The sequence below is a fragment of the Streptococcus xiaochunlingii genome, assembly GCF_006385805.1.
GTDB classification, from domain to species: Bacteria; Bacillota; Bacilli; order Lactobacillales; family Streptococcaceae; genus Streptococcus; species Streptococcus xiaochunlingii.
This window is the reverse complement of record NZ_VFSG01000001.1, coordinates 1401404-1426542: the sequence shown is the minus strand read 5'-3', so window position 1 is coordinate 1426542 and position 25139 is coordinate 1401404. Positions and strand designations below refer to the sequence as shown.

General features: G+C 42.5%; 19 protein-coding genes and 1 pseudogene. 17 read left to right on the top strand and 3 right to left on the bottom strand.

Annotated features, from left to right (window positions below; translation table 11 throughout):
• Nucleotides 1-178: 178 nt before the first annotated feature.
• The 10 genes and pseudogenes from mnmA to FJR71_RS10135 all read left to right on the top strand — a co-directional run bounded on the left by mnmA (nt 179) and on the right by FJR71_RS10135 (nt 13139).
• On the top strand, nt 179-1300 hold the full coding sequence (mnmA, locus tag FJR71_RS07090) for a tRNA 2-thiouridine(34) synthase MnmA (RefSeq protein WP_140814416.1): 1122 nt from the start codon (nt 179-181) through the stop codon (nt 1298-1300).
• Nucleotides 1301-1437: 137 nt separating this feature from the next.
• A complete protein-coding gene (locus FJR71_RS07085; RefSeq protein WP_048715078.1) occupies nt 1438-1893 on the top strand; it encodes an NUDIX hydrolase in 456 nt (151 codons plus the stop codon).
• Nucleotides 1894-1901: 8 nt separating this feature from the next.
• Entirely contained in the window at nt 1902-3815 is a 1914-nt protein-coding gene (gene mnmG, locus FJR71_RS07080) for a tRNA uridine-5-carboxymethylaminomethyl(34) synthesis enzyme MnmG (protein ID WP_048690979.1), read from the top strand.
• 213 nt (nt 3816-4028) lie between these two features.
• Nucleotides 4029-6005: a GGDEF domain-containing protein gene (locus FJR71_RS07075; RefSeq protein ID WP_484422030.1), complete on the top strand. Its 1977-nt coding sequence runs from the start codon at nt 4029-4031 to the stop codon at nt 6003-6005.
• Nucleotides 6002-6454 carry a 50S ribosomal protein L9 gene (gene rplI / locus FJR71_RS07070; RefSeq protein WP_048690977.1) on the top strand — a complete coding sequence of 151 codons (453 nt, stop codon included), beginning with the start codon at nt 6002-6004 and terminating at the stop codon, nt 6452-6454. The genes FJR71_RS07075 and rplI overlap by 4 nt, the downstream gene beginning before the upstream one ends.
• A 24-nt stretch (nt 6455-6478) precedes the next feature.
• Complete coding sequence (gene dnaB, locus FJR71_RS07065) at nt 6479-7834, top strand: replicative DNA helicase (RefSeq protein WP_140814414.1); 1356 nt, start codon at nt 6479-6481, stop codon at nt 7832-7834.
• Between the two features lie 3 nt (nt 7835-7837).
• Nucleotides 7838-8110 carry a Veg family protein gene (locus tag FJR71_RS07060; RefSeq protein WP_006595358.1) on the top strand — a complete coding sequence of 91 codons (273 nt, stop codon included), beginning with the start codon at nt 7838-7840 and terminating at the stop codon, nt 8108-8110.
• 591 nt (nt 8111-8701) lie between these two features.
• The gene (gene rpsD, locus FJR71_RS07055; RefSeq protein ID WP_003009175.1) at nt 8702-9313 is read left to right on the top strand and encodes a 30S ribosomal protein S4; all 612 of its coding nucleotides are present in this window, start codon (nt 8702-8704) and stop codon (nt 9311-9313) included.
• 283 nt (nt 9314-9596) lie between these two features.
• The gene (gene comA, locus FJR71_RS07050) at nt 9597-11750 is read left to right on the top strand and encodes a peptide cleavage/export ABC transporter ComA (protein ID WP_140814413.1); all 2154 of its coding nucleotides are present in this window, start codon (nt 9597-9599) and stop codon (nt 11748-11750) included.
• 27 nt (nt 11751-11777) lie between these two features.
• A pseudogene (locus FJR71_RS10135) lies at nt 11778-13139 on the top strand (bacteriocin secretion accessory protein).
• Nucleotides 13140-13175: 36 nt separating this feature from the next.
• Here the strand turns inward: FJR71_RS10135 and FJR71_RS07040 are convergent.
• Nucleotides 13176-13712 carry a TetR/AcrR family transcriptional regulator gene (locus FJR71_RS07040; protein WP_048715062.1) on the bottom strand — a complete coding sequence of 179 codons (537 nt, stop codon included), beginning with the start codon at nt 13710-13712 and terminating at the stop codon, nt 13176-13178.
• A 135-nt stretch (nt 13713-13847) separates the two neighbouring features.
• On the opposite strand from FJR71_RS07040, the gene FJR71_RS07035 reads away from it, so the two are divergent.
• On the top strand, nt 13848-16643 hold the full coding sequence (locus FJR71_RS07035; RefSeq protein ID WP_140814412.1) for a YhgE/Pip domain-containing protein: 2796 nt from the start codon (nt 13848-13850) through the stop codon (nt 16641-16643).
• A 65-nt stretch (nt 16644-16708) separates the two neighbouring features.
• On the opposite strand, the gene FJR71_RS07030 is transcribed toward FJR71_RS07035, so the two are convergent.
• A complete protein-coding gene (locus FJR71_RS07030; RefSeq protein WP_223356315.1) occupies nt 16709-17374 on the bottom strand; it encodes a DUF4947 domain-containing protein in 666 nt (221 codons plus the stop codon).
• A gap of 217 nt (nt 17375-17591) precedes the next feature.
• Nucleotides 17592-18842, bottom strand: a complete 1251-nt coding sequence (locus FJR71_RS07025; RefSeq protein ID WP_140814411.1) for a carbohydrate-binding domain-containing protein — start codon at nt 18840-18842, stop codon at nt 17592-17594.
• 226 nt (nt 18843-19068) lie between these two features.
• Between FJR71_RS07025 and FJR71_RS07020 the strand changes: the two genes are divergently transcribed.
• The 6 genes from FJR71_RS07020 (at nt 19069) to dltB (ending at nt 25123) form a co-directional block, all read left to right on the top strand.
• Nucleotides 19069-19848: a polyphosphate polymerase domain-containing protein gene (locus FJR71_RS07020; protein ID WP_125335139.1), complete on the top strand. Its 780-nt coding sequence runs from the start codon at nt 19069-19071 to the stop codon at nt 19846-19848.
• Nucleotides 19841-20524: a DUF4956 domain-containing protein gene (locus FJR71_RS07015; RefSeq protein ID WP_140814410.1), complete on the top strand. Its 684-nt coding sequence runs from the start codon at nt 19841-19843 to the stop codon at nt 20522-20524. The genes FJR71_RS07020 and FJR71_RS07015 overlap by 8 nt, the downstream gene beginning before the upstream one ends.
• Before the next feature lie 246 nt (nt 20525-20770).
• On the top strand, nt 20771-22036 hold the full coding sequence (locus FJR71_RS07005) for a S41 family peptidase (RefSeq protein WP_140814409.1): 1266 nt from the start codon (nt 20771-20773) through the stop codon (nt 22034-22036).
• Nucleotides 22037-22182: 146 nt separating this feature from the next.
• Nucleotides 22183-22311, top strand: coding sequence for a teichoic acid D-Ala incorporation-associated protein DltX (locus FJR71_RS07000; RefSeq protein ID WP_006595368.1), 129 nt, complete (start codon nt 22183-22185; stop codon nt 22309-22311).
• 14 nt (nt 22312-22325) lie between these two features.
• Nucleotides 22326-23876, top strand: a complete 1551-nt coding sequence (gene dltA, locus FJR71_RS06995; protein ID WP_048690311.1) for a D-alanine--poly(phosphoribitol) ligase subunit DltA — start codon at nt 22326-22328, stop codon at nt 23874-23876.
• Nucleotides 23873-25123, top strand: a complete 1251-nt coding sequence (gene dltB, locus FJR71_RS06990; RefSeq protein ID WP_140814408.1) for a D-alanyl-lipoteichoic acid biosynthesis protein DltB — start codon at nt 23873-23875, stop codon at nt 25121-25123. The genes dltA and dltB overlap by 4 nt, the downstream gene beginning before the upstream one ends.
• Nucleotides 25124-25139 lie beyond the last annotated feature (16 nt).

Genomic DNA, 25139 nt, shown 5'->3' with positions numbered 1-25139 from the left:
ACTCTTTTTTGATTTACAGACTTGTAAACATATAGATACAATAGCCAATAAGAAGGATGGCAAGATGCTTGTTTTCTACTATAAAGCGTGTTACAATTGATAATGCTCAAAACGACCTTCAATCGTTGAAGCACACCACGACCTTCAATCGTGAGAAACGAAAAGATGGGAGAAATCTATGAGTGATAACTCGAAAACACGTGTTGTTGTTGGTATGAGTGGTGGTGTTGATTCATCTGTAACAGCTTTATTATTAAAGCAACAGGGTTACGATGTCATCGGCATCTTCATGAAAAACTGGGACGACACAGACGAAAATGGCGTCTGTACAGCTACAGAAGATTACAAAGATGTAGCAACGGTTGCAGATCAAATTGGCATACCTTACTATTCTGTCAACTTTGAGAAAGAATACTGGGATCGTGTCTTTGAATATTTCCTTGCAGAATATCGTGCAGGCCGGACACCAAATCCGGATGTCATGTGTAATAAGGAAATCAAATTTAAGGCCTTCTTAGATTATGCCATGACACTTGGTGCCGATTATGTAGCCACGGGTCACTATGCTCGTGTGGCGCGTGATGAGGATGGCATTGTTCATATGCTACGCGGTGTTGACAACGGGAAGGATCAAACTTATTTCCTAAGCCAGTTGTCACAAGAACAACTTCAAAAAACCATGTTCCCGTTGGGACATTTGGAAAAACCTGAGGTTCGCCGGTTGGCTGAAGAGGCTGGATTGGCAACGGCTAAAAAGAAAGACTCCACTGGGATCTGCTTTATTGGAGAAAAGAATTTCAAAGAGTTTCTAGGGAACTACCTTCCTGCCCAACCAGGCCGAATGATGACTGTAGATGGACGGGATATGGGCGAACATGCCGGTTTGATGTATTATACGATCGGTCAGCGGGGTGGACTTGGAATTGGTGGCCAACAAGGTGGGGACAATGCTCCTTGGTTTGTTGTTGGTAAAGATCTGAGTCAAAATATTCTGTATGTCGGTCAAGGCTTCTATCATGAAGCACTCATGTCAACAAGTTTACAAGCTAGTCAAGTTCACTTTACACGGGATATGCCGGAAGAGTTTACACTAGAGTGTACAGCCAAGTTCCGCTATCGCCAACCAGATTCCAAAGTGACGGTTCATGTCAAGGGTGACAAGGCTGAGGTGATTTTTGCAGAACCTCAACGGGCTATTACGCCAGGTCAGGCTGTTGTCTTTTACGATGGTGAAGAGTGTCTCGGTGGTGGACTAATTGACAATGCTTATCGAGATGGTAAAGTTTGTCAGTATATTTAAATTGACAAATTTTCTCAATTTGCTACAATAATAAAAGCAATAGAAGTGATGGTCAAAGCTCATGGATGTTGCAGGCTTTTTTGTCCTGCACTTCTCAGAGTTTTGACTATTTTTGTGTGATTTCGAAAGGAAGTAAAATGAGGCAACAGGATTTTCGGACGAAAATAGGTTCTACTGTTTTTGGTGTGAGAGCGACTGCTTTGATTGTAAAAGACAATCGCTTGTTCGTCATAGAAGATGAGGACGGTTTTTATACAATCGGAGGTGCTATTCAAGTGGATGAAGCTACTGAAGATGCCGTAGTTCGAGAAGTAAAAGAGGAACTTGGGGTCGCATCTAGAGCGCTTCAGTTAGCTTTCATTGTTGAAAATCGCTTTGAACAAGCTGAGGTCCACTATCATAACATTGAATTTCATTATTTGGTGGACTTACTGGAAGATGCACCGTTAACCATGCAAGAAGATGCGAAGCCATTACCTTGCCGGTGGCTTGCTTTAGATGATCTACATACTGTTAATCTGAAGCCGGCATTTTTAAAAACCGCCTTACCAGATTGGGACGGACAATTACGACACATCCATCTTAAAGAATAGGAGAAAAAATGACTTATAATTTTATAGAAGAATACGATATTATTGTAATCGGAGCGGGACATGCAGGAGTAGAAGCCTCCCTTGCTGCGAGCCGGATGGGGTGTAAAGTTCTACTTGCAACCATCAATATTGAAATGTTGGCATTTTTACCATGCAATCCCTCAATCGGTGGATCAGCAAAAGGGATTGTGGTCCGTGAGGTAGATGCTCTCGGTGGAGAGATGGCCAAGAATATTGACAAATCCTATATTCAGATGAAAATGTTGAATACAGGAAAGGGCCCAGCAGTTCGTGCGCTTCGTGCTCAAGCAGATAAAGAGCTCTATTCTAAGGAAATGCGTAAGACAGTTGAGAATCAAGAAAACTTGACCCTTCGCCAAACCATGATTGATGAAATTTTGGTAGAAGATGGGAAGGTTATTGGTGTTCGAACAGCGACCCACCAAGAATATGGGGCCAAGGCTGTCATTGTCACGACTGGAACGGCTTTACGTGGAGAAATCATCATTGGGGATCTCAAGTATTCATCAGGACCTAACCATAGCCTTGCTTCTATCAATTTGGCTGAAAATCTCAAAAATTTAGGACTAGAAATTGGACGGTTCAAAACGGGTACGCCACCACGTGTAAAGGCATCGTCAATCAATTATGAAGAAACGGAAATTCAACCAGGTGATGAGAATCCAAATCACTTTTCTTACAATTCGCGTGACGAGGATTATTTAAAGGATCAAATCCCTTGTTGGTTAACCTATACCAATAGTCAAAGCCACGAAATCATCAACAGCAATTTACACCGAGCTCCAATGTTTACAGGTGTTGTAAAGGGAGTTGGACCTCGCTATTGTCCATCTATTGAAGATAAGATTGTTCGCTTTGCGGATAAGGAACGCCACCAGCTATTCCTTGAGCCAGAAGGACGCAATACAGAAGAAGTCTATGTCCAAGGCTTGTCAACCAGTTTACCAGAAGATGTGCAAAGAGATCTTGTCCATTCTATTAAGGGATTGGAAAATGCTGAGATGATGCGAACCGGTTATGCGATTGAGTATGATATGGTCCTTCCACATCAATTGCGAGCAACACTAGAAACTAAGAAAATCTCAGGTCTCTTTACCGCAGGCCAAACCAATGGAACGTCTGGCTATGAGGAGGCCGCTGGCCAAGGAATTGTGGCAGGGATTAATGCTGCTCTAAAAATCCAAGGAAAACCAGAGCTCATCTTAAAACGGAGTGATGGTTATATTGGGGTCATGATCGATGACTTGGTAACCAAAGGAACAGTTGAGCCCTATCGTCTGTTGACTAGCCGTGCAGAATACCGTTTGATTCTTCGTCATGATAATGCAGATATGCGCTTAACAGAAATCGGTCGTGAGGTTGGTTTGGTTGACGATGAACGTTGGGCACGTTTTGAAACCAAGAAGTATCAGTTTGAAAATGAAATGAAGCGCCTTGACAGTATCAAGTTAAAACCTGTAAAGGAAACGAACGAGAAGGTTGCAGCGCTAGGTTTTAAACCATTGACAGATGCTGTCACAGCCAAAGAATTTTTGAGAAGACCAGAAGTATCTTATCAAGATGTTGTCAACTTTATCGGACCAGCAGCTGAAGAACTAGATGATAAGATTATCGAGCTGATTGAAACTGAAATTAAGTACGAGGGTTATATCTCAAAAGCTTTAGATCAGGTTGAAAAAATGAAGCGGATGGAAGAAAAACGAATTCCTGCCAATATTGACTGGGACGATATTGACTCCATCGCAACAGAAGCTCGTCAAAAATTCAAGTTGATTAATCCAGAAACGATTGGTCAAGCTAGCCGGATTTCAGGTGTCAACCCAGCTGACATTTCTATCTTGATGGTGTATCTTGAAGGCAAGAGTCGAAGCATTTCTAAGAATCAAGAAAAAGAATCCTAACTTATTAGGACGTAAATATGTGGAAGAAGTAGCCAAATAGCTACTTCTTTTCTCGTTTTACTGTATATTTACAACAGTGTAAATATACTTTACACTGTTTAACAAATGAGCGACCGGACCTTGATTCCTGTAAGCTTTTTCTTTGATGGAAAGGCTTGACTGGCCTCGCTTTTTCTTATGTTTTATGGTATAATGGCCCAACAGAGGTTTATGATGAAAAAATTTCGTATGACGCCTATCCATTATTGTATGGTAGGTTTGTTAGCATTTATTATATTAGCCATCAGTTCCAGATTATTGGGTGGCACAATTGCAAATTTATTTGTGATTCTGTTGATTCTTTCCGGTGTCATCTATCTCTTTCTTCATCAATTAAAGCAAGTAGAATTGGATGAGCTAGAACAAATTCAATATGTCAATCATCAGGCTGAAAATGGATTGGCCTCGCTACTGGATAAAATGCCAGTTGGTGTAATCAAGGTAAACGGTGAAACCAATGAAGTTGAGTGGTTCAATCCTTATTCGGAGTTGATTTTCTCTACTGAGGATGGGCAATTCGATGTGGAATACCTGCAACAAGTGTTGGCGATTCCTTTTGAAGGGAAAGGCCATTATGCAACCATTGGAGATAAGAAATATTCTGTTTATCTAGATTCCCAGGCCAGTGTCGTTTATTTTTTTGATGCGTCTAGTGAGTATGAAGCCAACGTTGGTCTTGTAACGACTAGGCCGGTCATCGGGATTATGTCCGTAGACAACTATGATGATTTAGAAGATGTTGTATCTGATTCGGATATCAGTAGCATCAATGGCTTTATTGCAAACTTTGTTGAAGAATTCTCGGAAAAATACCATATGTTTTACCGAAGAGTCGGGATGGATCGCTTTTATCTTTTTACCGACTATACCGTTCTTGAACAATTAATCGAATCCAAATTTTCTATTATTGACCAATTCCGTGAGGAAGCGAAAAATCGTGAATTACCCATTACGGTAAGTATGGGATTCTCATACGGAGATGGCAATCATGATGAAATTGGTAGAGTTGCTTTATCGAATCTAAACTTAGCTGAAGTCCGAGGGGGCGACCAAGCGGTTGTGAAAGAAAAAGAAGAAGGTAAGGATCCTATTTTCTTTGGAGGCGGGACTGCCTCTGCTATCAAGCGTACCCGTACCCGAACTCGTGCGATGATGACAGCTATTTCCGAAAAAATTAAATCGGTTGATCAGGTATTTGTTGTTGGCCACAAAAAATTAGACATGGATGCTTTGGGGGCATCGATTGGGATGCAATTGTTTGCAAACAATATCAACGAACGCTCTTATGCAGTTTATGATGATACGTCTATGGCTCAGGATATCGAACGAGCGGTTGGAAAAATTCAATCAGATGGAGCGACTAAACTCGTAACGGTTTCAGATGCTCTACGGATGGTAACCGATCAATCCCTTTTGATTATGGTAGACCATTCGAAGACAGCTCTCACGCTTTCAAATGATTTGTATGAGAAGTTTCACCAAGTCATTGTCATTGATCACCATAGACGGGATGAAGACTTCCCTGAAAATGCCATGATCACTTATATTGAAAGTGGCGCAAGTAGTGCCAGTGAGTTGGTTACGGAATTGCTTCAGTTCCAGAATTCTAAGAAGAACCGCTTGAATAAGATACAAGCCAGTGTTTTGATGGCTGGAATTATGTTGGATACCAAGAATTTCTCTGTTCGCGTAACGAGCCGTACCTTTGATGTAGCTAGTTATTTACGAAGCCGAGGCAGTGATAGTGTCCTCATTCAGGAAATTTCAGCTATTAACTTCGATGAGTACCGCGAAGTTAATGAGTTGATCCTAAATGGTCAAATGGTATTCCCACATATTATTGTGGCAACAGGAGCAGCAGATGTTCCTTATGGAACGGTTACCATTAGTAAAGCAGCCGATAGTATGTTGGCCATGTCTAAAATTGAGGCGACCTTTGTCATTGCTCTGAATGAACAAGGAAGCATTTCCATTTCAGCTCGAAGCAGAAGCAAAGTTAACGTGCAAAAAATTATGGAGCAAATGGGAGGCGGAGGCCACTTTAATTCGGCGGCTTCTCAATTGGAAGATGTAACCATCGATCAAGTTCGTACCCAATTGATTGACTGTATTCAAGAAGAGGTCCAAAAGGATAAGGAGGAAGAAGAATGAAAGTTATCTTTTTAGCAGATGTAAAAGGAAAAGGAAAAAAAGGGGAAATTAAAGAAGTCCCAACAGGTTATGCTCAAAACTTTTTGATTAAAAAGAATTTAGCCAAAGAAGCTAACGCCCAAGCGATTGGGGAACTTCGCGGTAAGCAAAAATCTGAAGAAAAAGCCCATGCGGAACTAGTTGCAGAAGCGAAAGATATTCAAGCGAAATTAGCAGAAGAAACGACCGTTGTCCAATTTACAGAAAAAATTGGTCCTGATGGACGTACATTTGGTTCGATTACCAATAAAAAAATTGCAGAAGAACTACAAAAACAATTTGGGATCAAAATCGACAAGCGTCACATTCAAGTGGCTTCTCCAATTCGCTCTGTCGGCTTGATTGATGTGCCTGTTAAAATTTATCAGGATATTACAGGTATTATCCAAATTCGAGTAAACGAAGGTTAAGTAAATCGTTAGAAAGGAATGACTATGGCTGAGATAGAAGAATTAAGAACCCAGCCTCAAGATATCCAAGCAGAGCAATCTGTCTTAGGAGCCATCTTTATTGATGAGGGAAAACTGGTTTTTGTTCGTGAGTTTATTGAGCCAGCAGATTTCTTTAAATATGCCCATCGGTTAATTTTTAAGGCGATGATTGACCTTGCAGATAGGGGAGATGCTATCGATGCGACGACCGTTCGCAATATTTTAGATAGCCAAGGGGACTTGCAAAATATCGGTGGTCTCTCTTATCTAGCTGAAGTTATCAACTCTGTTCCGACCTCAGCTAATGCGGAATATTACGCAAAGATTGTTTCCGAAAAAGCGGTTCTAAGACGCTTGATTGCTCGTTTAACGGAGAGCATTAATCAAGCATACGATGGAGCGAGTCCGTCGGATGAGATTATTGCAGGCGCAGAAAAAGCCCTGATTGATGTTAGTGAAAATGCCAATCGAAGTGGTTTCAAGAATATCAAGGATATCCTAAATATCAACTTTGGAAGTCTTGAAACTCGCTCATTGCAGACAACGGATATTACGGGGATTGCAACAGGTTATCGAGATCTTGATCATATGACAACAGGTCTTCATGAAGAAGAGTTGATTATTCTTGCGGCTCGTCCAGCGGTTGGTAAGACTGCCTTCGCTCTAAACATTGCCCAAAATATCGGAACCAAGTTGGATAAAACAGTTGCTATTTTCTCACTGGAAATGGGGGCTGAAAGTTTGGTGGATCGGATGTTGGCAGCAGAGGGCTTGATTGAGTCTCATTCTATTCGTACCGGTAAGTTGACAGATGATGAGTGGCGGAAATATGCCATTGCCCAAGGAAATCTAGCCAATGCCAGCATTTATATAGATGATACTCCTGGTATTCGGATTACAGAAATTCGATCTCGTTCTAGAAAGTTAGCACAAGAAACTGGTAATCTTGGCTTGATCCTTATCGACTACTTGCAGTTGATTACAGGGACTGGACGAGAAAACCGGCAACAGGAAGTTTCAGAAATCTCTCGTCAATTAAAAATTTTGGCGAAAGAATTGAAGGTTCCTGTGATTGCCCTTAGTCAGCTATCTCGGGGAGTCGAACAACGACAAGATAAGCGGCCGGTTCTATCTGATATCCGTGAATCAGGATCCATCGAGCAGGATGCAGATATTGTTGCCTTCCTATACCGTGATGACTATTATGAACGTGCAGGTGAGGAAGAAGAAGGCTTGCCGAATAACAAGGTTGAAGTCATCATTGAAAAAAACCGTTCAGGAGCGCGTGGAACAGTGGAGTTAATCTTCCAGAAAGAATATAATAAGTTCTCCAGCATATCAAAGAGAATAGAGGAATAATGGATGAGTGATGCATTTACAGATGTAGCAAAAATGAAAAAAATCAAAGAAGAAATCAAGGCTCATGAAGGCCAAATTGTGGAAATGACCTTGGAAAATGGTCGTAAACGTCAAAAAAATAAGTTTGGTCGATTAATTGAAGTCTATCCTTCTTTGTTTATTATTGAATACACTAATGAAAACAGTTTACCTGGTGAACCAGCAACAACCTATGTTGAATCGTATACTTACTCAGATATTTTGACTGAGAAAAATCTGATTCATTACTTAGACTAATCTGGCTAGGGTGAGCTAGAACTTCCAACCGTCTCTTCTTGGAGATGGTTTTTTTGATGTCTTGAACATATCATAAAGATTTGTTGTGTAAATTTATTGACAAAGATGTCAATTTCACAATCAAATCTGTCAATATTAGACAGGGGATCTTTTGAATAGTCGTCTCATCTATATTCTTCATATCACTAAAATAGAGGGACTTAGGAGGTTATTAGAACAATCATGATTGACAGGTTGTAAATAAGGGTGTAAAGATTCCTGTAAATAAGATAAAAATATTGGATATGTCTGAAAATACATGGTCATCCGCGTCATAAATATGTGATTTAGAAAGTCCTTAGCTAGAACACCTCATTTTGCTTTTCATTTATAGAAAGAAATCAAAAAAATGAGAAAGCAACTTTACAAGGGACGGTATTGGTGGTATAATAGAATTTGTGCGAAATGACAGCAGGACAAAATGAAGCTCGTCAACAGGAAGCCAGCTAGAAAAGTAACCTTTGCTGTTTGGGCGAAGGCTTTCTGAACGAATCAGGTTTGTCTAAAACGTTATTTCCTACAAAAAATTATTTTTATAGGAGGACATTTCAAATGTCACGTTATACAGGACCATCTTGGAAACAATCTCGCCGTCTTGGCTTGTCACTTACAGGTACAGGTAAAGAATTGGCACGTCGTAACTACGTACCAGGTCAACACGGACCAAACAACCGTTCAAAATTGTCAGAATACGGTTTGCAATTAGCTGAAAAACAAAAACTTCGTTTCTCTTACGGACTTGGTGAAAAACAATTCCGTAACTTGTTCGTACAAGCTACTAAGATCAAAGAAGGAACTGTCGGTTTCAACTTCATGCTTCTTTTGGAACGTCGTTTGGATAACGTTGTTTACCGTCTTGGACTTGCGACTACTCGTCGTCAAGCTCGTCAATTCGTTAACCACGGTCACATCCTTGTTGACGGAAAACGCGTTGATATCCCTTCATACCGCGTAACTCCAGGTCAAGTGATCTCAGTTCGTGAAAAATCAGCTAAAGTTCCAGCTATCCTTGAAGCTGTTGAAGCAACTCTTGGACGTCCAGCATTCGTATCATTCGATGCTGAAAAATTGGAAGGTTCATTGACTCGTTTGCCAGAACGCGATGAAATCAACCCAGAAATCAACGAAGCACTTGTCGTTGAATTCTACAACAAAATGCTTTAATTTCAAGAAAAAACTTGCAGAAAGCCTACAACAGTGGGCTTTTTGTTTTGTCTTCAATCCTCGATTTCTGGGTTTGTTCAGTTATTTGCTCCCTAAGTTTACTTCATAGAAAGAAATGTCCGCCTGTAAAAATAGGCGGTTTTTCTTTTACAAAATAAATAACAACTCTCCTGATTTGGAGATTTTTGTGACCAAATACCTAAAATAATAAACAAAATAGCGATTTTTTCTTCTCAGATTGTCCATTTTGTTAAGATGAAACAAACGATTGGAAAGGGTTCTTATGGGATTTAAGAAAAAACATTATCGCCAACAAGTTGATATGAGAGACTGCGGTGTTGCAGCTTTGGCCATGGTCTTTGGCTACTATGGCTCATACTATTCTTTGGCCAGTCTGCGGGAGAAGGCAAAAACGACTGCAGATGGAACGACCGCCTTAGGTCTGGTCAAGGTGGCTGAGGAGTTGGGATTTGAGACACGCGCCTTCCGAGCAGATCGCACACTTTTTGACTTGGAAGGAGTGACCTATCCATTGATTGTCCACGTGATCAAGGATGGGCGTCTCCCTCATTATTACGTAGTCTATAAGAAAGATAAAAAGCATCTTTACATAGCCGATCCAGATCCAAAGGTAAAGATGACCAAATTGACCATCGAGGAGTTTGAAAAGGAATGGACAGGGATTGTCATCGCCTTGGCCCCGACTCCAGCCTATCAACCGAGTAAAGAAAAGAAAAATGGGCTCCTAGATTTTGTCCCTCTTTTGTTTAAACAGCGGCAATTGGTTCTGCATATTGTTCTTGCAACGTTATTGGTGACCCTCATCAATATTGTGGGTTCTTACTACTTACAATCGATTATTGATACCTATGTGCCTGATCAGATGAAGCAGACGCTGAGTGTGATTTCACTAGGGTTGATCGTGGTTTACATCTTACAGCAAGTCCTGACCTATGCGCAAGATTACTTGCTTCTTGTTTTAGGCCAACGCTTGTCTATTGATGTCATTCTATCCTATATTAAGCATGTTTTTCAGTTGCCTATGAGTTTCTTTGCGACTCGACGGACAGGAGAAGTGGTGTCGCGGTTTACAGATGCCAACCGGATTATCGATGCTCTGGCTAGTACGCTACTTTCAATCTTTTTGGATCTGTCCATAGTCCTGATTTTATCAGTAGTCCTGTTTAGCCAAAATGCTCATCTCTTTTTCTTGACCATTCTCTTACTGCCGATTTATGCGGTCATTATTTTTGCCTTTATGAAGCCTTTTGAGCGCTTAAATAATGAAACCATGGAAGCCAATAGTGTCTTGTCTTCTTCTATTATCGAAGATATCAATGGGATTGAAACCATCAAGTCTCTTACCAGTGAACGCAGTCGCTATCAAAAGATTGACTCAGAATTTGTGGACTATCTCAAGAAGTCCTTTGCCATGAGTAAGGCGGAGAGTCTACAAAAGGGGCTCAAACACTTGGCCCAGTTGATTTTGAATGTCTTGGTCTTGTGGTTGGGAGCTCATTTGGTCATGAAGCAAGAATTGAGCTTGGGGCAGTTGATCACCTACAATACTCTCCTTGTTTATTTCACAGGTCCTCTAGAGAACTTGATCAACCTCCAAACCAAACTTCAAGCAGCCCGAGTGGCCAATACTCGTCTGAATGAAGTCTATTTGATAGACTCTGAGTTCGCAGAGAAGAAGCCTCTTCAAGATCGTGAGGCTCTCGATGGTGATCTGGTTTTTGAGGGAGTAGACTACAAATACGGTTTTGGAGCCAATGTTCTTACCGATATCAGTCTCACGATTAAAAAAGGGAGCAAGGTAAGTTTTGTTGGTATTTCAGGTTCTGGAAAAACCACGCTAGCAAAGATGATGGTGAATTTCTACCAACCCAATAAAGGGACGATTCGTCTGGGAGGTACGGATATCCAGCAAGTGGATAAGACCATGCTCCGCCAGCAAATCAATTATTTACCCCAGCAGCCCTATGTCTTTAATGGTACGATTTTAGAGAACTTGTTACTGGGAGCGCGGGAAGGAACTAGTCAGGAAGATATCTTGCGCGCTGTTAAAATCGCAGGAATTCGAGAAGACATTGAGCGTATGCCCCTCAATTACCAAACAGAATTGACTACGGATGGCATGGGAATCTCTGGTGGTCAACGGCAGCGGATTGCCTTGGCGCGTGCCTTATTAACGGACGCTCCGATTTTGATTTTGGATGAAGCGACCAGCAGCCTGGATATCTTGACGGAGAAGAAAATTGTGGACCGCTTGATGGCCTTAGACAAAACGATTATCTTTATCGCCCATCGGTTAACGATTGCAGAACGGTCTGAAAAAGTCTTCCTCATGGACCAAGGTCGTCTGAAAGAAGAAGGGAGCCATGAAGAACTGCTGAAAAAGAATGGCTATTACAGCCATTTGGTTACTTGTTAAGAGAGGACTAGGAGAAAAAAAGAAAGTATGATGAACGAAAAATATTTTGAAAGTGCAGAATTCTATCAGAAACGTTTCCATAATTTTGCTAGTTTATGGGTAGTCCCTTGTTTTCTTTTACTATTGTTTGTTGTAGGCTTCTCTGTCTTTGCCAAGAAGGAAGTGACCTTGTCTAGTCGTGGGACGATTGAAGCTACGCGCGTGGTGGACCAAATCCAGTCAACGAGTAATTCTCCCATTCAAGTCAACCATTTGAAGGAAAATAAAGAGATTAAGAAGGGAGAAATCTTGGTAGAATACCAAGGGGATCAGGAAAAGCAACAAGGGATGAGCTTAACGCAACAGCTCGACCTCTTAAAGAAACAGGAGGAACAATTAAAATTGTTGAAAACGAGCATTGAGACCGGGGAGAGCCAATTTACAGGAAATGAGCATTTTGGGTATGACCAGCTGTTTAAGGATTAGCAGCAACAAATAGCGATTCTCCAAGCGCAAGCCCATCAACAAAATGCAACCATTGCTTCTCAAAATGCCAGTGCAAGTTCCAGTCAAGCAGAAATTGGCCAAGCTATCCAAGACCAAGAGAAGCGATTAACTGATTACCATAGTCTAAAATCAGCTCTACTAGAGGGAAGAAGTCTGGATGCGACTCATCCACTTTACTCTCTCTACCAGAGTTACGCTCAGCAACCACATGGAGAAGAAAACGCTCAAGCACAAGCTTCTTTTATCAGTCAGCTAGATAGTCAAATCCAGCAGTTAGAGGCGAGTATTTCTAATTATCGCATCCAATATGCGGGATCTGGAAGCCAACAAGCTTTTTCGACCAGCTTAGATAGTCAAATAGCCTCTCTGAAAGCTCAACAGCTGAGTAAAGTTGGACAAGATTTACTGCTTCTTTCTCAGCAAATTGCAGATCTAGACAGTAAGTTAAAAACACAAGAAAATCTTCTTCAGAAGACTCAGATTCTAGCCAAGGATGAAGGGGTGATTCATTTGAATGATGAAACAAAAGGAGCGAGTATTGTAGCGGAAGGTACTCCTTTGACTCAAGTTTATCCACTCATTCAGAAAGAAAAAGAAGTCAAGATTGTTACCTATATTCCTTCAAAAGATATAGCCACGATTCATGTAGGTGATCGGATTCGCTTTAGCACACAGGGAAGTAAACAAAAACCAATTACGCTAGAGGCCCGTATTAGCTCAATTGCTTCAAGTGCCACTCGGACAGAACAGGGGAACTTTTTCAAAATAGAGGGAGTTCTTCGTCTCAAGGATCAGGAGGCCAAACTCCTACGATACGGTTTGGAAGGGAAGTGTGTCCTGATCACAGGAGAAAAATCTTACTTCAGTTTCTTTGTGGATCAATTTTTAGGAGCAGGGAACTAAAAAAACATAACATAAAAAGAGACCGAGGTCTCTTTTCTACTCCAGCATTTTTAATAGGAAGTCCGCCATTTGTTGGGGGCTTTCTTTTTGCCCACGCGCCACCCACATTTGACAGACTCCAAAGAAGGCATTGGTGAGGTAGACAGAACTATAGTCTCTTTCGACTTCTGTCAAAGATCGATGGCCATAACGCTCTTGCAAGCTATCGACGAGTAGAACTTGTAGCTTGTGTCGCAAGAAGGATTGAATTTCTTTTGTCCCATTCTCGGTTAGAAGGACTGCAAAGAGGGGCTCCTTGGTGAGAAATTCGAAAACTTCTGTAACAGCTTGGTGTTTATCATCTTGTTGTTTGTCGAAGATGTATTCCACTTTGTGGAAAAATTCCTGTTGGTAGCGCTCGATCATATCGTACTTATCGCGGTAGTGGGTATAGAAGCTACTCCGGCTGATACCAGCCTCTTTTGCCAATTGTACGGTTGAGATCTCATCAAAGGACTCCCTATGAAGCAGGTCAACCATGGCTTCCTGGATGATCCGTTTTGTTTTTATTCGCTTGTTGCTTTCGGTAACCATTCTAGTCTCCCTCTTTTATACACAAAATTATACACAGTGTCCAAAAATGATTTTTTAACTTGCGGTTTTTGAAAAGAACTGTATAATCAATTATATCAAAAAAATTAGACAATGTGTATAAAAAGGAGACAAAAAATGTTTAAGGAATGGAAAGCGATTTTTAGGAAACCGACCTTCATCGTTGTGATGATCGGGGTTGCCTTGATACCAGCTCTCTACAATGTGATCTTTCTATCCTCTATGTGGGATCCTTATGGCAAGGTTTCTGACCTGCCAGTAGCAGTTGTCAATCAAGACCAGCCAGCTCGTTATCAGGAAGAAGAATTGACAATCGGAAAAGACATGGTGTCCAATTTTGAGAAAAGTGACGCTCTGGATTTTCATATTGTCGATGAAAGAGCAGCTAAAGAGGGGCTGGAAAAGGGTGATTACTATATGGTGGTGACCTTGCCCAAAGATCTATCTGCTAAAGCTGCTTCTATCTTAACCAATCATCCGGAACAGATGACCATTGCCTACCAAACATCTAGTGGGCATAGCTTTATTGCTGGTAAGATGAGTGATTCAGCCATGATAAAAATCCAGCAAACCGTTGCTAGTAATGTCACCCAAACCTATACCAGCGCTCTTTTCGAAAAGATGGGAAGCTTGAAGGCAGGGATGGGAACAGCAGCGGAAGGAAGCCAGAAATTAGCGACCGGTGCTGGTCAGCTAAAAGAGGGTGGACAGACCCTGACAGACCATTTGACCACCTTGTCCAATTCGAGTCTGTCTTTTTCAAATGGGGCACAGACTCTTAGCACTGGTCTCTTGGCCTACACCAATGGAGTTGGCCAATTAGGAACTGGTCTTCATCAAATGCAGGAGAAAGTTCCCACCCTCGTATCGGGAGTTGGACAACTTCATGATGGTTTTACTACCTTTAGTAGTGGACTGACGACCTATACATCTGGTGTTGGACAGCTGGGAGATGGTTTAAACCAAATGGCTAGTCAAACGCCACAGTTAGCCTCTGGGATTGGCCAATTGCATACAGGGATGACGACTCTCTCAACGGGACTGGATACCTACACAAAGGGAGTTAGTCAGTTGAATGTTGGTGCTAGTAACTTGACGGCTGGCCTCACCAGCTATAGCTCAGGGCTTGCTACTCTCAGTGGTGGAGCTAGTCAATTAAGCGGCCAATCGGAAGCATTAAGAAATGGAGTGTCTCAGTTAGAGACAGGCATTCAAACCTTATCCACCCAACTCACTCCGCAACCAAATCAACAAGAGCAACTTGCCCAATTAACAGCAGGCCTCACCCAATTAAATGAAGCTATTCAGAACACGAGCGGGGATACCAGTCAACTCAGCACAGCTTTGGCAAGCATCGCCACCTCTGCTCAAGGGATTTCAGCAGCAGCACAGGCTGACCGCAATTCGGTGCTAGCAAATCTTCAAGCTACTGCTGCCTATCAATCGATGACAGCTGAGCAACAGGCAGAAATGACGGCTGCTGTCTCTGCTACTTCAAGTACCACAGAGACTGCTGCTCAAGCGATTTTAACCACTGTTCAAGGCTTGCAAGAAAGCTTAACAACCGAGAGTTCCTTGGCCACAGTAAAAGAAAGTGCCAACCAGATCTTGCCAACAGCTTCGTCTACCTTGAATACTCTTTCAACTAGCTTGAGCTCCCTACAGACCGCAGTAACAGAGCAACTTCTACCAGCAAGCCAAACCCTTAGCCAGGGCATTCAACTCTATACGACAGGGGTGGATCAGTTAGCCGGTGGAGCTAGTCAGCTTACGGATAATAGCAGTAGCTTGATTGCAGGAGCTACTCAATTGAGTGCGGGGACAAGTCAGCTGGAGCAGAAATCTGGTGACTTGGTAATGGGAAGTAATCAACTAGCAGCAGGATTGGGAGACCTAAATGGGAAAATGCCAACTCTGACTGCTGGAATGAATCAATTAGCTTCAGGAGCCAACCAATTGACTAGTAAGTCTAGTGAATTAACAACAGGCGCTGGATTGCTAGCTAGTGGGATCGGTCAACTAAATGGTCAAACACCGGTTTTGGCTAGCGGTGTTGATCAACTGGTATCAGGAGTTGATCAGTTATCGGATAAATCAGGTCAGTTACTATCAGGTTCTCATCAATTGGCGGATGGTGCAACAAAAATAGCTGATGGCTCTGGTCAATTAGCGACAGGAGGTCAGGTTCTTGTCGGAGGCTTGGCTGATCTCCAAACAGGTAGTCAGAATCTTAGTCAAGGCTTGAGTTCAGCTAAGGACCAACTAAATAGCGCTAGCACTGAAAAAGAAAATGCAAGCGTATTGTCAGATCCAATCACTCTTTCGAAGACAGACCATGACAATGTTTCAGTGAACGGAGTAGGAATGGCGCCTTATATGATATCTGTTGCCCTTTTCGTCGCGGCTCTCTCTACTAATATGATTTTTGCCAAATTGCCATCTGGGCGTCATCCAGAAAGTCGTTGGGCTTGGCTTAAATCGAGATTGGAAGTGAACGGGATGATTGCGGTCTTGGCTGGTGTCCTGGTCTACGGAGCTGTCCACCTGCTCGGAATGGCGGCAAACCATGAAAGCTTGACTCTCTTCCTCTGTGTGTTAGGAAGTGTGACCTTCATGTCCGTGGTAACCGCCTTAACGACATGGAACAACAAGGTCGGAGCATTTATCTCTTTGATTCTCTTGCTCCTTCAACTGGCTTCTAGTGCAGGGACTTATCCGCTTGCCCTCACCAATCGTTTCTTCCAAACTATTCACCCACTGTTGCCAATGAGTTATACCGTATCGGGATTAAGGGAAACCATTTCCTTATCTGGTCAGATAGGTGGGCAAGTCACCTTCCTTACCCTAGTTTTGGGCTTGTGTATTGGTCTAGGAATGATGGCCTATCAACCTCAAAAGATGGAAGAAGACTAAGCTTCCTCTATCTAAAGTTTCATGTGAAACAAAGCCCTCTTCTCAATAGAGAAGAGGGCTTTTTCTTAGTTAAAATAAAGCACTTCTGGATTTGGAGTGATGTAGATAAGGTTATCTTCTTTGAAGACCAGCTGTACTTGGCCCTGTTTGTAGATATAAACCGTGTACGTTTGACCGAACCTAGTGGCTTGAGCGATATCGATCGCACCAGCCCAAAAAGCACGAAGCTGTTCATCTGTTAAGTGTCCCTCTTGATAGAGTTTCACGAGGTTTTCCCGTTCCTTTTCTGAGAAGGTTTCGACCAGATACTTTGGGTCGTTAAGGACATTTTCAGGTTCCCCAAGAATTTTTTGAACAAATTTTTTAGTATAGCCTTCGTAATCCGGTGTTGCGGCTTCTAATGTATCGCCATCTTTTCTATAGTAAACGACAGAATCGCCTGTTGCATAGATCTTGTCTGTTGGAGCTTCGCTAGCATTGGCAGGGAGCTCCTCCATTTTTTTACTAGAGCTGGTTTCTGTCTCAGACTCTTTCTTCTCTTTTTTGGAAGAGCTAGCTTTAGATGATTTTTTTGACGATGAGGCTTCTTTTTCACTTTTCTCTTGTTTTTTAGAAGAGGCACGAGAGCTCGTTTCTTCCGGTTTGAAATATGATTGAAAATCAGACATACAGGCTGTCAAGAAGAAAAGACTCAAAAAGAGCGTTGCAAGGAGAGTAATTTTTTTAGACATCATATAAATCCCTTTCTAATCATAGAGCGCTATTTCTTCTATTGTACACTATAAAAGCTTGGAAAGCACGAAAAAACAGGAGAGAGCTTGTACGAAGTAGGTATTCATACAAGCTTTCTCTCCTGTAAGGGTCAGCTCCTTGTGATCTCATTTGAAGCGAGGGAGTCATCTTTTAATAACTCTTGTGTGCTTCAGTTAGTGGCCTTGGAAGAAGGACTTAGCGTCCACCAGGCTTGCCAGGTCCACCGCCTTGAGGTCCGCCACCTCCGGGAGCCCCACCGCCTCCAGGCATGGAGTTGACAATTTCTGTTTGTTTTTCACCGTTGATATAGATATCTCCGCCTGTGTAGGTAGCTGTTCCATCAAAGTCAAAGCCGGATTGCCCCGTCAAATTGATGGTTCCTCCAGTCACAGTGACATTGCCGTTAGAGTCGATTGGATCGGTATCGCCTTGCCCAACTTCAACGTTGATGGTTCCACCATTCATGGTGAAGAAAATTTCATCTTGGTTGGCATTGGCATTGGCCGCATTGACACCGTCATCGCTTGCGTAGATGGTGATATCTCCACCGTTAATGGTGATTGATTTTCCTTCAAGGCCTTCGACAGACTCGGTCACCTTGTAAGTTCCGCTATCGATGACTAGATCACCAGAAGCATGGATGCCATCGTCCCCAGCTGAAATGGTCATGGTATTGTCAGACAGATACATGGTTCCGACAGATGTATCTTCATCGTTATCCACCTTGACTGCATCTTCATCTGCATCGATGGTCATGGTCGTACCAGTGATATTGAGTTCATCATTGACGTTGAAGGCATCTCCAACAGCCGTGATCTTATAGGTTCCACCTGTGATATGGAGAGTGTCATTGGCTTTGATACCGTTGTTCTTCTTAGCGTCAATGTTGAGCGTACCTGAACCATTGATGGTGAGGTCGCCCTTAGAGAAGATCACTGCGTCGGCATCTTCATCATTGTTTGAACTTGAATCAGACAAGGTATTGGTCGTGCCGTCTGCTAGAGTGAGGTAGACATGCCCTGCTTTCGTAGCAGAAATTGGCGCGTTGGTGTTGGTCATGGTAACGCCTTTCAAGACGATGTGAACATCATCTGAGTCACCCGCTTCGACCTTGATTTGAACTCCATCGGATTCACCAGAGATGACATAGGTTCCAGCCTTTGAGATGGTCACAGTTGATCCAGATACAGCTACGCCGTCACCTGATACACTTGCAGAAGATCCAGATAGTTTTACAGTAGAGGCTTTACTTTCATCATAAGAGGTGTCCTTGTCCTTATCTGTAAAATAGTTGGAATTGTTTGTTTTATTTTTTGAAGTAGAAGTAGCGGTTGTTTGTGCAGTATTGCTTTTTGTAGCTGATTGTGATGACGCCTGGGTACAAGCTGTCAGTAAGGTGAGGGTTGCGGCCCCCGTTAATAAGAATTTCCATTTGTTTGATTTCATGAGCTTTTCCTCTCGTTCCCTTGATATGCTCCTAGTCTAAAGTTGCTAGCTGAAAGTTTCCTGAAGTTTTTCTGAAAGGAACCTTAACTTTAGTTTTCTTTAAGTTTGGCTTAATGAAAGCTTAAGAAAAGGCAACTAAACTAAGGAACAAGTAAAGCGACTTGTGGCTTTGCAACAAAAACGATAAAGAAAATGATAACTTTTTATTGAACAAAAGGAGAAAAACATGAAAAAAACGGTAGAGACAAGCTTCAAGCGGATTGAAACCAAATATGTGGTGAATAAAGAAGACTTGGATGATTTATTGAAAGATTTGAAGAAATATGTTGTTGAAGACGATTATCCCATCTCCACGATTTCGAATATCTATTTTGATACCGAAGACTTTGATGTGATCCAAGATGCTCTTGCTAAACAGAACCGTCGTGAAAAGATCCGGATGCGGACCTATGTGGAGCATCCAACAGTGGAGAGTCCGGCTTTTCTAGAAGTAAAATCAAAGGATGCAGAAGGAATTGGTCATAAGTTCCGCCTGGTCTCGAACCCTTCCTCCATCACCCGCCTCATGACGGATGGACTAGTGGATCAGACCATTCAGGATCTGGATTTGGTGCAAGAAATCCAAGCTTTGTGCCAGCGCTATGATAACCGACTACAGCCCCAGATGTACATCTATTATGATCGTTTGTCCTTAAAAGAAAAGAAGAGCATCCAAGGCTATCCTTACAATAAGATTCGGGTCACTCTGGATCAAAACTTGGTCTATCGTGATCAGCAAGTCAGTCTCCTTTGTGGGAAAGCTGGTGAGCCTTTATTAGAAGAAAATACCATCGTTATGGAAATCAAGGCCCCAGGTGAAGAACCTCAGTGGCTGAAGGACATTCTGGATAAGTACGGACTGGTCAAACAGAAATTTTCGAAATACAGTTGTGCCTACCATAAGTCACAAGGCTTAGACTATGCACCAACGCCAATTCAAGAAAGGACAGGTGCTGCCTATGTCTAATCTATTTGATTCTATTTTTAATAACGCTACGGCAACCGTAGATCCGGTGCGCCTGATGCTAGCCTTACTGGTCAGCCTGGTGCTCGGGATGGCCCTGTCTTGGACCTACAAATACCGTACCCTCTATACGCGTGAATTTATCGTCAGTCTCACCTTGCTTCCCTGCATGATGACCCTGATGATTTTCCTGGTGAATGGGAGTCTGGGGACCTCGATCGCAGTAGCAGGGACCTTTAGCTTGATTCGATTTCGTTCCGCTACCAGCGGCTCGAGAGAATTGATCGCGATTTTCCTAGCCATGATTATTGGTTTAGCAGCGGGGTCGGGCTACCTCTTATTGGCAGTTTTGTTCACGGCCTTTCTGTTAGCTATCTGGCTCTTGCTCGAAACCAAGCAAAGTAAGACCGACCACCAACGGCGCCGTCATCTGACGATTGAGCTAGAAAATAAGTCTAGGATGGCGGATAGGATCAGCCATTTATTGGAACGCAATTGTACAGAAGTCGATTTGATTTCGGTCAATACAAGCCAAAATGGGGAACAGCTTACCTTGGATTATGAAGTGGATCTGAGACCAGAAGTTGACGATTTTGCAATGACGACCCTCCTAACAGAAGAAATTTATCATTGCGATGTATCCTTGACTAAGAAGGCTAAGAAAAGAAAGAACTTATAGAAGAGAGTGGGACAGATATCGGTAATTCGTTAGAATTCGATTTCGTCGTCCCACCTCCGCACAGTTGAGTAGGGCTATAAAAGCTGATGAAATCAGCGTAGTAGAGCCCACTCAACCACTGCGTCTTGCTCGACAATGCAAAGACAATTGAGAGGCTAGGACTTTTGTCCCAGCCTCTTTTTAGGCTTTTAAGAACTTTTTAAGGAAAAGTGGTATACTATTTCTAAAAAATTTAAGGAGTCCTGCATGAGAAAAAGAGCTATTTTTGAAGATGTCGTCTCCATTATGACTCACGATTCATCTACCATCAAAGACCGAAAAGGATGCGATCCAGAGCCTTTTCGAGAAAAAATGACAGATGATATGACGGATGATGCCTTTCTCTATCAAGTTAAGACTTACCTAGCTAGTTTTGGAATTATTGGCCATATCTCCTTTCAGAATAAAAAAGCTAGGCAGAAAGGCTTTCTCTTACGCGTAATGGACCATCAACTTTATGTTGAAAAGGCGAATGAAGACACGGGACTCCAAGCAGGAGATCAGATCTTAGCTTTGGATGGAAGTGACTTGGAGCAGGTAGCGTCTCTTCATAAGGACTATTTTATCAGTAAGACCCCTGAAAGACACTACCGAGAATGGGCAGATTTGATCTCTCAGTCCACAAGGGTCACCCTGCTTCGGGAGGGGGTAGAAAAGACCATTGAAGTAGTGCCCAGTCGAGAACCAATCCAAGATCAGATTTTTTGGAAACGATTAGACGATGAGATTCTTTATCTTCGTCTGGATAATTTTATGGATGAAGGAGCTATTAGTCGGGTATATCAAGAGTGTTTACCGATGATGACGGAGGTCAAGTTCCTTCTCATTGATGTCCGACAGAACGGCGGAGGGGCAGATTCTCTGTATCTCCCTCTATTACATCTAGGCTTAGAGAAGGATCAGGGCTATGATTCGCTTGACTGGGACGATGATGGCATGGAAATTCTATACACGGAACGCAATGTCGACTTACGCTTGAAAGACTTTGAGGACTGGATGCAACAGGAAGAAATTAGTCCTGAAACAACTAAACTACTTGAAGATATGAAAGAGGAGTTGATCCACAATCGGGGGAAAGGCTATGTACCGTATCAGCAAGAAAGCGAGGAATTCTTACCAGAGGTTAGAGGTGGCCAATATCCCGAACAGATCTTTATCTTATCAGATATTTATTGTGGATCATCTGGTGATAATTTTGTCCAGATGATGAAGCAGTTTAAGAAGGTAACAGTGGTAGGTAGACCAACTCTAGGAATTTTAGACTATTCCAATTGTTGTACTGTTGATTATGGGGATTATCGATTGATGTTTCCTACTTCTCGCTGTCTAAGCTTGGATCAAGGAAAAGGAATGACGGATCAAGGTGTGGAGCCGGATATAGAGGTTCCCTGGAGTCCCGACCATTTTGAAAGAGATGTAGATCTAGACAAGTGTTTGGAGTTGATTCGTCAGAGTTGCGAAACGGCAAGATAAGGCTTAGATAGCGGTTGGCTTAAATTAGGATAGTAATCGTCTCGTATGGTAACGTTTTCTAGTATTATTTCTTTGTGTTTGGATTGCTATGACTGAACAAAAAATGGTAAAATAGTCAGTGAAAATCAAAATGAAGAGTGAAAAAGATGAAACATAAAACACTTTATAAATTTATAGGGCAAACAATTTTGTATTTCGCTATTTTCTTAGCCCTACTCTATTTCTTTAGTTACCTTGGTCAAGGTCAGGGTGGCTTTATCTATAATGAATTTTAAAGGAGATCCCTACCGTGTCAAACCAACCAATTACTGATATGATCGAGGCGATTGAGCGCTTCGCCCAACTGCAACCAGACTATCCTGTCTACAATGTCCTTGGAGAAGAGCATACCTATGGCCAATTGAAGGCAGACTCAGATAGCTTAGCAGCCCACATTGACCAAATGGGACTTCCTGAAAAGTCACCTGTTGTGGTCTTTGGTGGTCAAGAATATGAAATGTTGGCAACCTTTGTGGCCTTGACCAAATCTGGCCATGCTTATATCCCAATTGATAGCCATTCGGCCTTGGAGCGCGTGTCTGCCATTCTTGAAGTGGCTGAGCCAAGCCTGATCATTGCCATCAATGAGTTTCCAATCGAAAACCCAGCTGCTCCGATCATGTCCTTGGAGCAAGTGCGTGAAGCTTATGCGGCTCAGAATGCTTATGATTTGCAACATCCTGTCAAAGGGGATGATAACTACTACATCATCTTTACCTCTGGAACAACTGGAAAACCAAAAGGGGTGCAAATTTCGCATGATAACTTGCTCAGCTTTACTAACTGGATGATCACAGACAAGGAATTTGCGACGCCAGAGCGTCCGCAAATGTTGGCGCAACCACCTTATTCCTTTGACTTGTCTGTCATGTACTGGGCACCGACCTTGGCTCTTGGTGGAACCCTTTTTGCTCTTCCATCAGCCATCACTCAAGACTTCAAACAACTCTTTGCGACCATTTTTTCTCTTCCTATCGCTATCTGGACTTCAACACCATCTTTTGCAGATATGGCCATGCTGTCTGAAGATTTTAATGCTGAAAAGATGCCAGGCATTACCCATTTCTACTTTGATGGGGAAGAGTTGACCGTTAAAACTGCTCAGAAATTGCGCGAGCGTTTCCCAAATGCACGCATCATCAATGCTTATGGTCCAACGGAAGCAACTGTTGCTTTGTCGGCAGTGGCTATCACAGATGAGATGTTAGCGACTCTTAAACGCTTGCCAATCGGCTATACCAAAGAAGATTCTCCAACCTTTATCATTGATGAGGAAGGGAACAAATTGCCAAATGGAGAGCAAGGGGAAATCATCGTATCTGGACCAGCTGTTTCAAAAGGTTATATGAATAATCCAGAGAAAACAGCAGAAGCCTTCTTCGAATTCGAAGGTCTTCCAGCCTACCATACGGGAGATGTCGGAACCATGACAGATGAAGGCCTCCTTCTCTATGGTGGACGGATGGACTTCCAAATCAAGTTTAACGGCTACCGTATTGAGCTAGAAGATGTTTCTCAAAACTTGAACAAATCTCAGTACATTGACTCGGCTGTCGCAGTACCGCGCTACAACAAAGATCACAAGGTGCAAAATCTCTTGGCCTATGTCATCTTAAAAGATGGGGTCAAAGAACAATTTGAGCGAGAGATTGATATTACCAAAGCGATCAAGGAAGATTTGGAACACATCATGATGTCTTATATGATGCCTTCAAAATTCCTTTACCGTGATAGCTTGCCGCTAACTCCAAACGGGAAAATCGACATCAAAGGGTTGATTAGTGAGGTTAACAATCGATGATCGAGTTCTTGAAACAGCTCCCTCATTTAGAACCCTATGGCACCCCGGTCTACTTTATTTATCTGATTGGGGCCTTATTGCCCATCTTTGTTGGCCTCTTCTTTAAGAAGCGTTTCCCAGTCTATGAGGCCTTGGTTAGTCTAGCCTTTATTGTTTTGATGTTGACAGGGACGGATTTGAAACAAATCTATGCGGTTCTTTTCTACCTCTTTTGGCAAATCCTTTGGGTCTACTCCTATAAATTCTATCGAAGCCAGCGTGATAACAAGTGGGTCTTTTATGTTCACTCTTTCTTGGTCGTTTTGCCCTTGGTTTTTGTGAAGGTGCAACCAGCCATTGATGGGACCCAGTCTTGGATGGGCTTCCTTGGAATTTCCTATCTGACCTTCCGAGCGGTAGGGATGATTATCGAGATGCGAGATGGGACCCTCAAAGAATTTAGTCTCTGGGAATTCTTGCGTTTCTTGCTCTTTATGCCGACTTTTTCAAGTGGGCCGATCGACCGCTTCAAACGTTTCAATGAAGATTACCTAACGATTCCAGATCGGGATGAGCTCCTCGATATGCTGGAGCAGGGCGTCAAGTATATCATGCTTGGCTTCCTCTATAAGTTCATTCTAGCTCATATCTTTGGTCATCTCTTGCTAGGTCATGTCAAGACTTATGCCCTTCTTCAAGGGGGCGTCTTTAACCTAGGAACCTTAGGGGTGATGTATGTCTTTGGTTTGGACCTCTTCTTTGACTTTGCAGGCTATTCCATGTTTGCCCTTGCGGCATCCAACCTGATGGGGATTAAGAGCCCAATCAACTTTAACCTCCCTTTCAAATCACGTGATTTAAAGGAATTTTGGAATCGTTGGCACATGAGCCTATCTTTCTGGTTCCGTGACTTTGTCTTTATGCGTCTGGTTATGGTCTTGATGCGCAACAAGGTCTTTCAGAGTCGGATTACAACGTCAAACGTTGCCTATATCATCAATATGTTGGTCATGGGCTTCTGGCATGGAGTGACCTGGTATTATGTTGCTTATGGCCTCTTCCACGGTCTAGGTCTCGTGATCAATGATGCCTGGCTTCGGAAGAAGAAGACACTGAATAAAGAGCGCAAAGCAAAAGGACTTGAGCCCCTGCCAGATAATCGCTGGACTCAGGCTCTTGGAATCTTTATTACCTTCAACACCGTTATGCTGTCCTTCCTGATCTTCTCAGGTTTCTTGGATCAGCAATGGTTTCCAAAAATGAAATAAGAAAAGGAAAAATGAA

Bases quoted from the DNA above. Each gene is read 5' to 3' on its own strand.
- dltB (WP_140814408.1), top strand. From the start codon at position 23,873: ATGATCGAGTTCTTGAAACAGCTCCCTCATTTAGAACCCTATGGCACC.
- FJR71_RS07075 (WP_484422030.1), top strand. From the start codon at position 4,029: ATGAAAAAATTTCGTATGACGCCTATCCATTATTGTATGGTAGGTTTG.
- mnmG (WP_048690979.1), top strand. From the start codon at position 1,902: ATGACTTATAATTTTATAGAAGAATACGATATTATTGTAATCGGAGCG.
- FJR71_RS07000 (WP_006595368.1), top strand. From the start codon at position 22,183: ATGAAACATAAAACACTTTATAAATTTATAGGGCAAACAATTTTGTAT.
- FJR71_RS07085 (WP_048715078.1), top strand. From the start codon at position 1,438: ATGAGGCAACAGGATTTTCGGACGAAAATAGGTTCTACTGTTTTTGGT.
- FJR71_RS07005 (WP_140814409.1), top strand. From the start codon at position 20,771: ATGAGAAAAAGAGCTATTTTTGAAGATGTCGTCTCCATTATGACTCAC.
- FJR71_RS07015 (WP_140814410.1), top strand. From the start codon at position 19,841: ATGTCTAATCTATTTGATTCTATTTTTAATAACGCTACGGCAACCGTA.
- rpsD (WP_003009175.1), top strand. From the start codon at position 8,702: ATGTCACGTTATACAGGACCATCTTGGAAACAATCTCGCCGTCTTGGC.
- rplI (WP_048690977.1), top strand. From the start codon at position 6,002: ATGAAAGTTATCTTTTTAGCAGATGTAAAAGGAAAAGGAAAAAAAGGG.
- FJR71_RS07040 (WP_048715062.1), bottom strand. From the start codon at position 13,712: ATGGTTACCGAAAGCAACAAGCGAATAAAAACAAAACGGATCATCCAG.
- FJR71_RS07035 (WP_140814412.1), top strand. From the start codon at position 13,848: ATGTTTAAGGAATGGAAAGCGATTTTTAGGAAACCGACCTTCATCGTT.
- FJR71_RS07060 (WP_006595358.1), top strand. From the start codon at position 7,838: ATGAGTGATGCATTTACAGATGTAGCAAAAATGAAAAAAATCAAAGAA.
- mnmA (WP_140814416.1), top strand. From the start codon at position 179: ATGAGTGATAACTCGAAAACACGTGTTGTTGTTGGTATGAGTGGTGGT.
- FJR71_RS07020 (WP_125335139.1), top strand. From the start codon at position 19,069: ATGAAAAAAACGGTAGAGACAAGCTTCAAGCGGATTGAAACCAAATAT.
- FJR71_RS07025 (WP_140814411.1), bottom strand. From the start codon at position 18,842: ATGAAATCAAACAAATGGAAATTCTTATTAACGGGGGCCGCAACCCTC.
- comA (WP_140814413.1), top strand. From the start codon at position 9,597: ATGGGATTTAAGAAAAAACATTATCGCCAACAAGTTGATATGAGAGAC.
- dnaB (WP_140814414.1), top strand. From the start codon at position 6,479: ATGGCTGAGATAGAAGAATTAAGAACCCAGCCTCAAGATATCCAAGCA.
- FJR71_RS07030 (WP_223356315.1), bottom strand. From the start codon at position 17,374: ATGTCTAAAAAAATTACTCTCCTTGCAACGCTCTTTTTGAGTCTTTTC.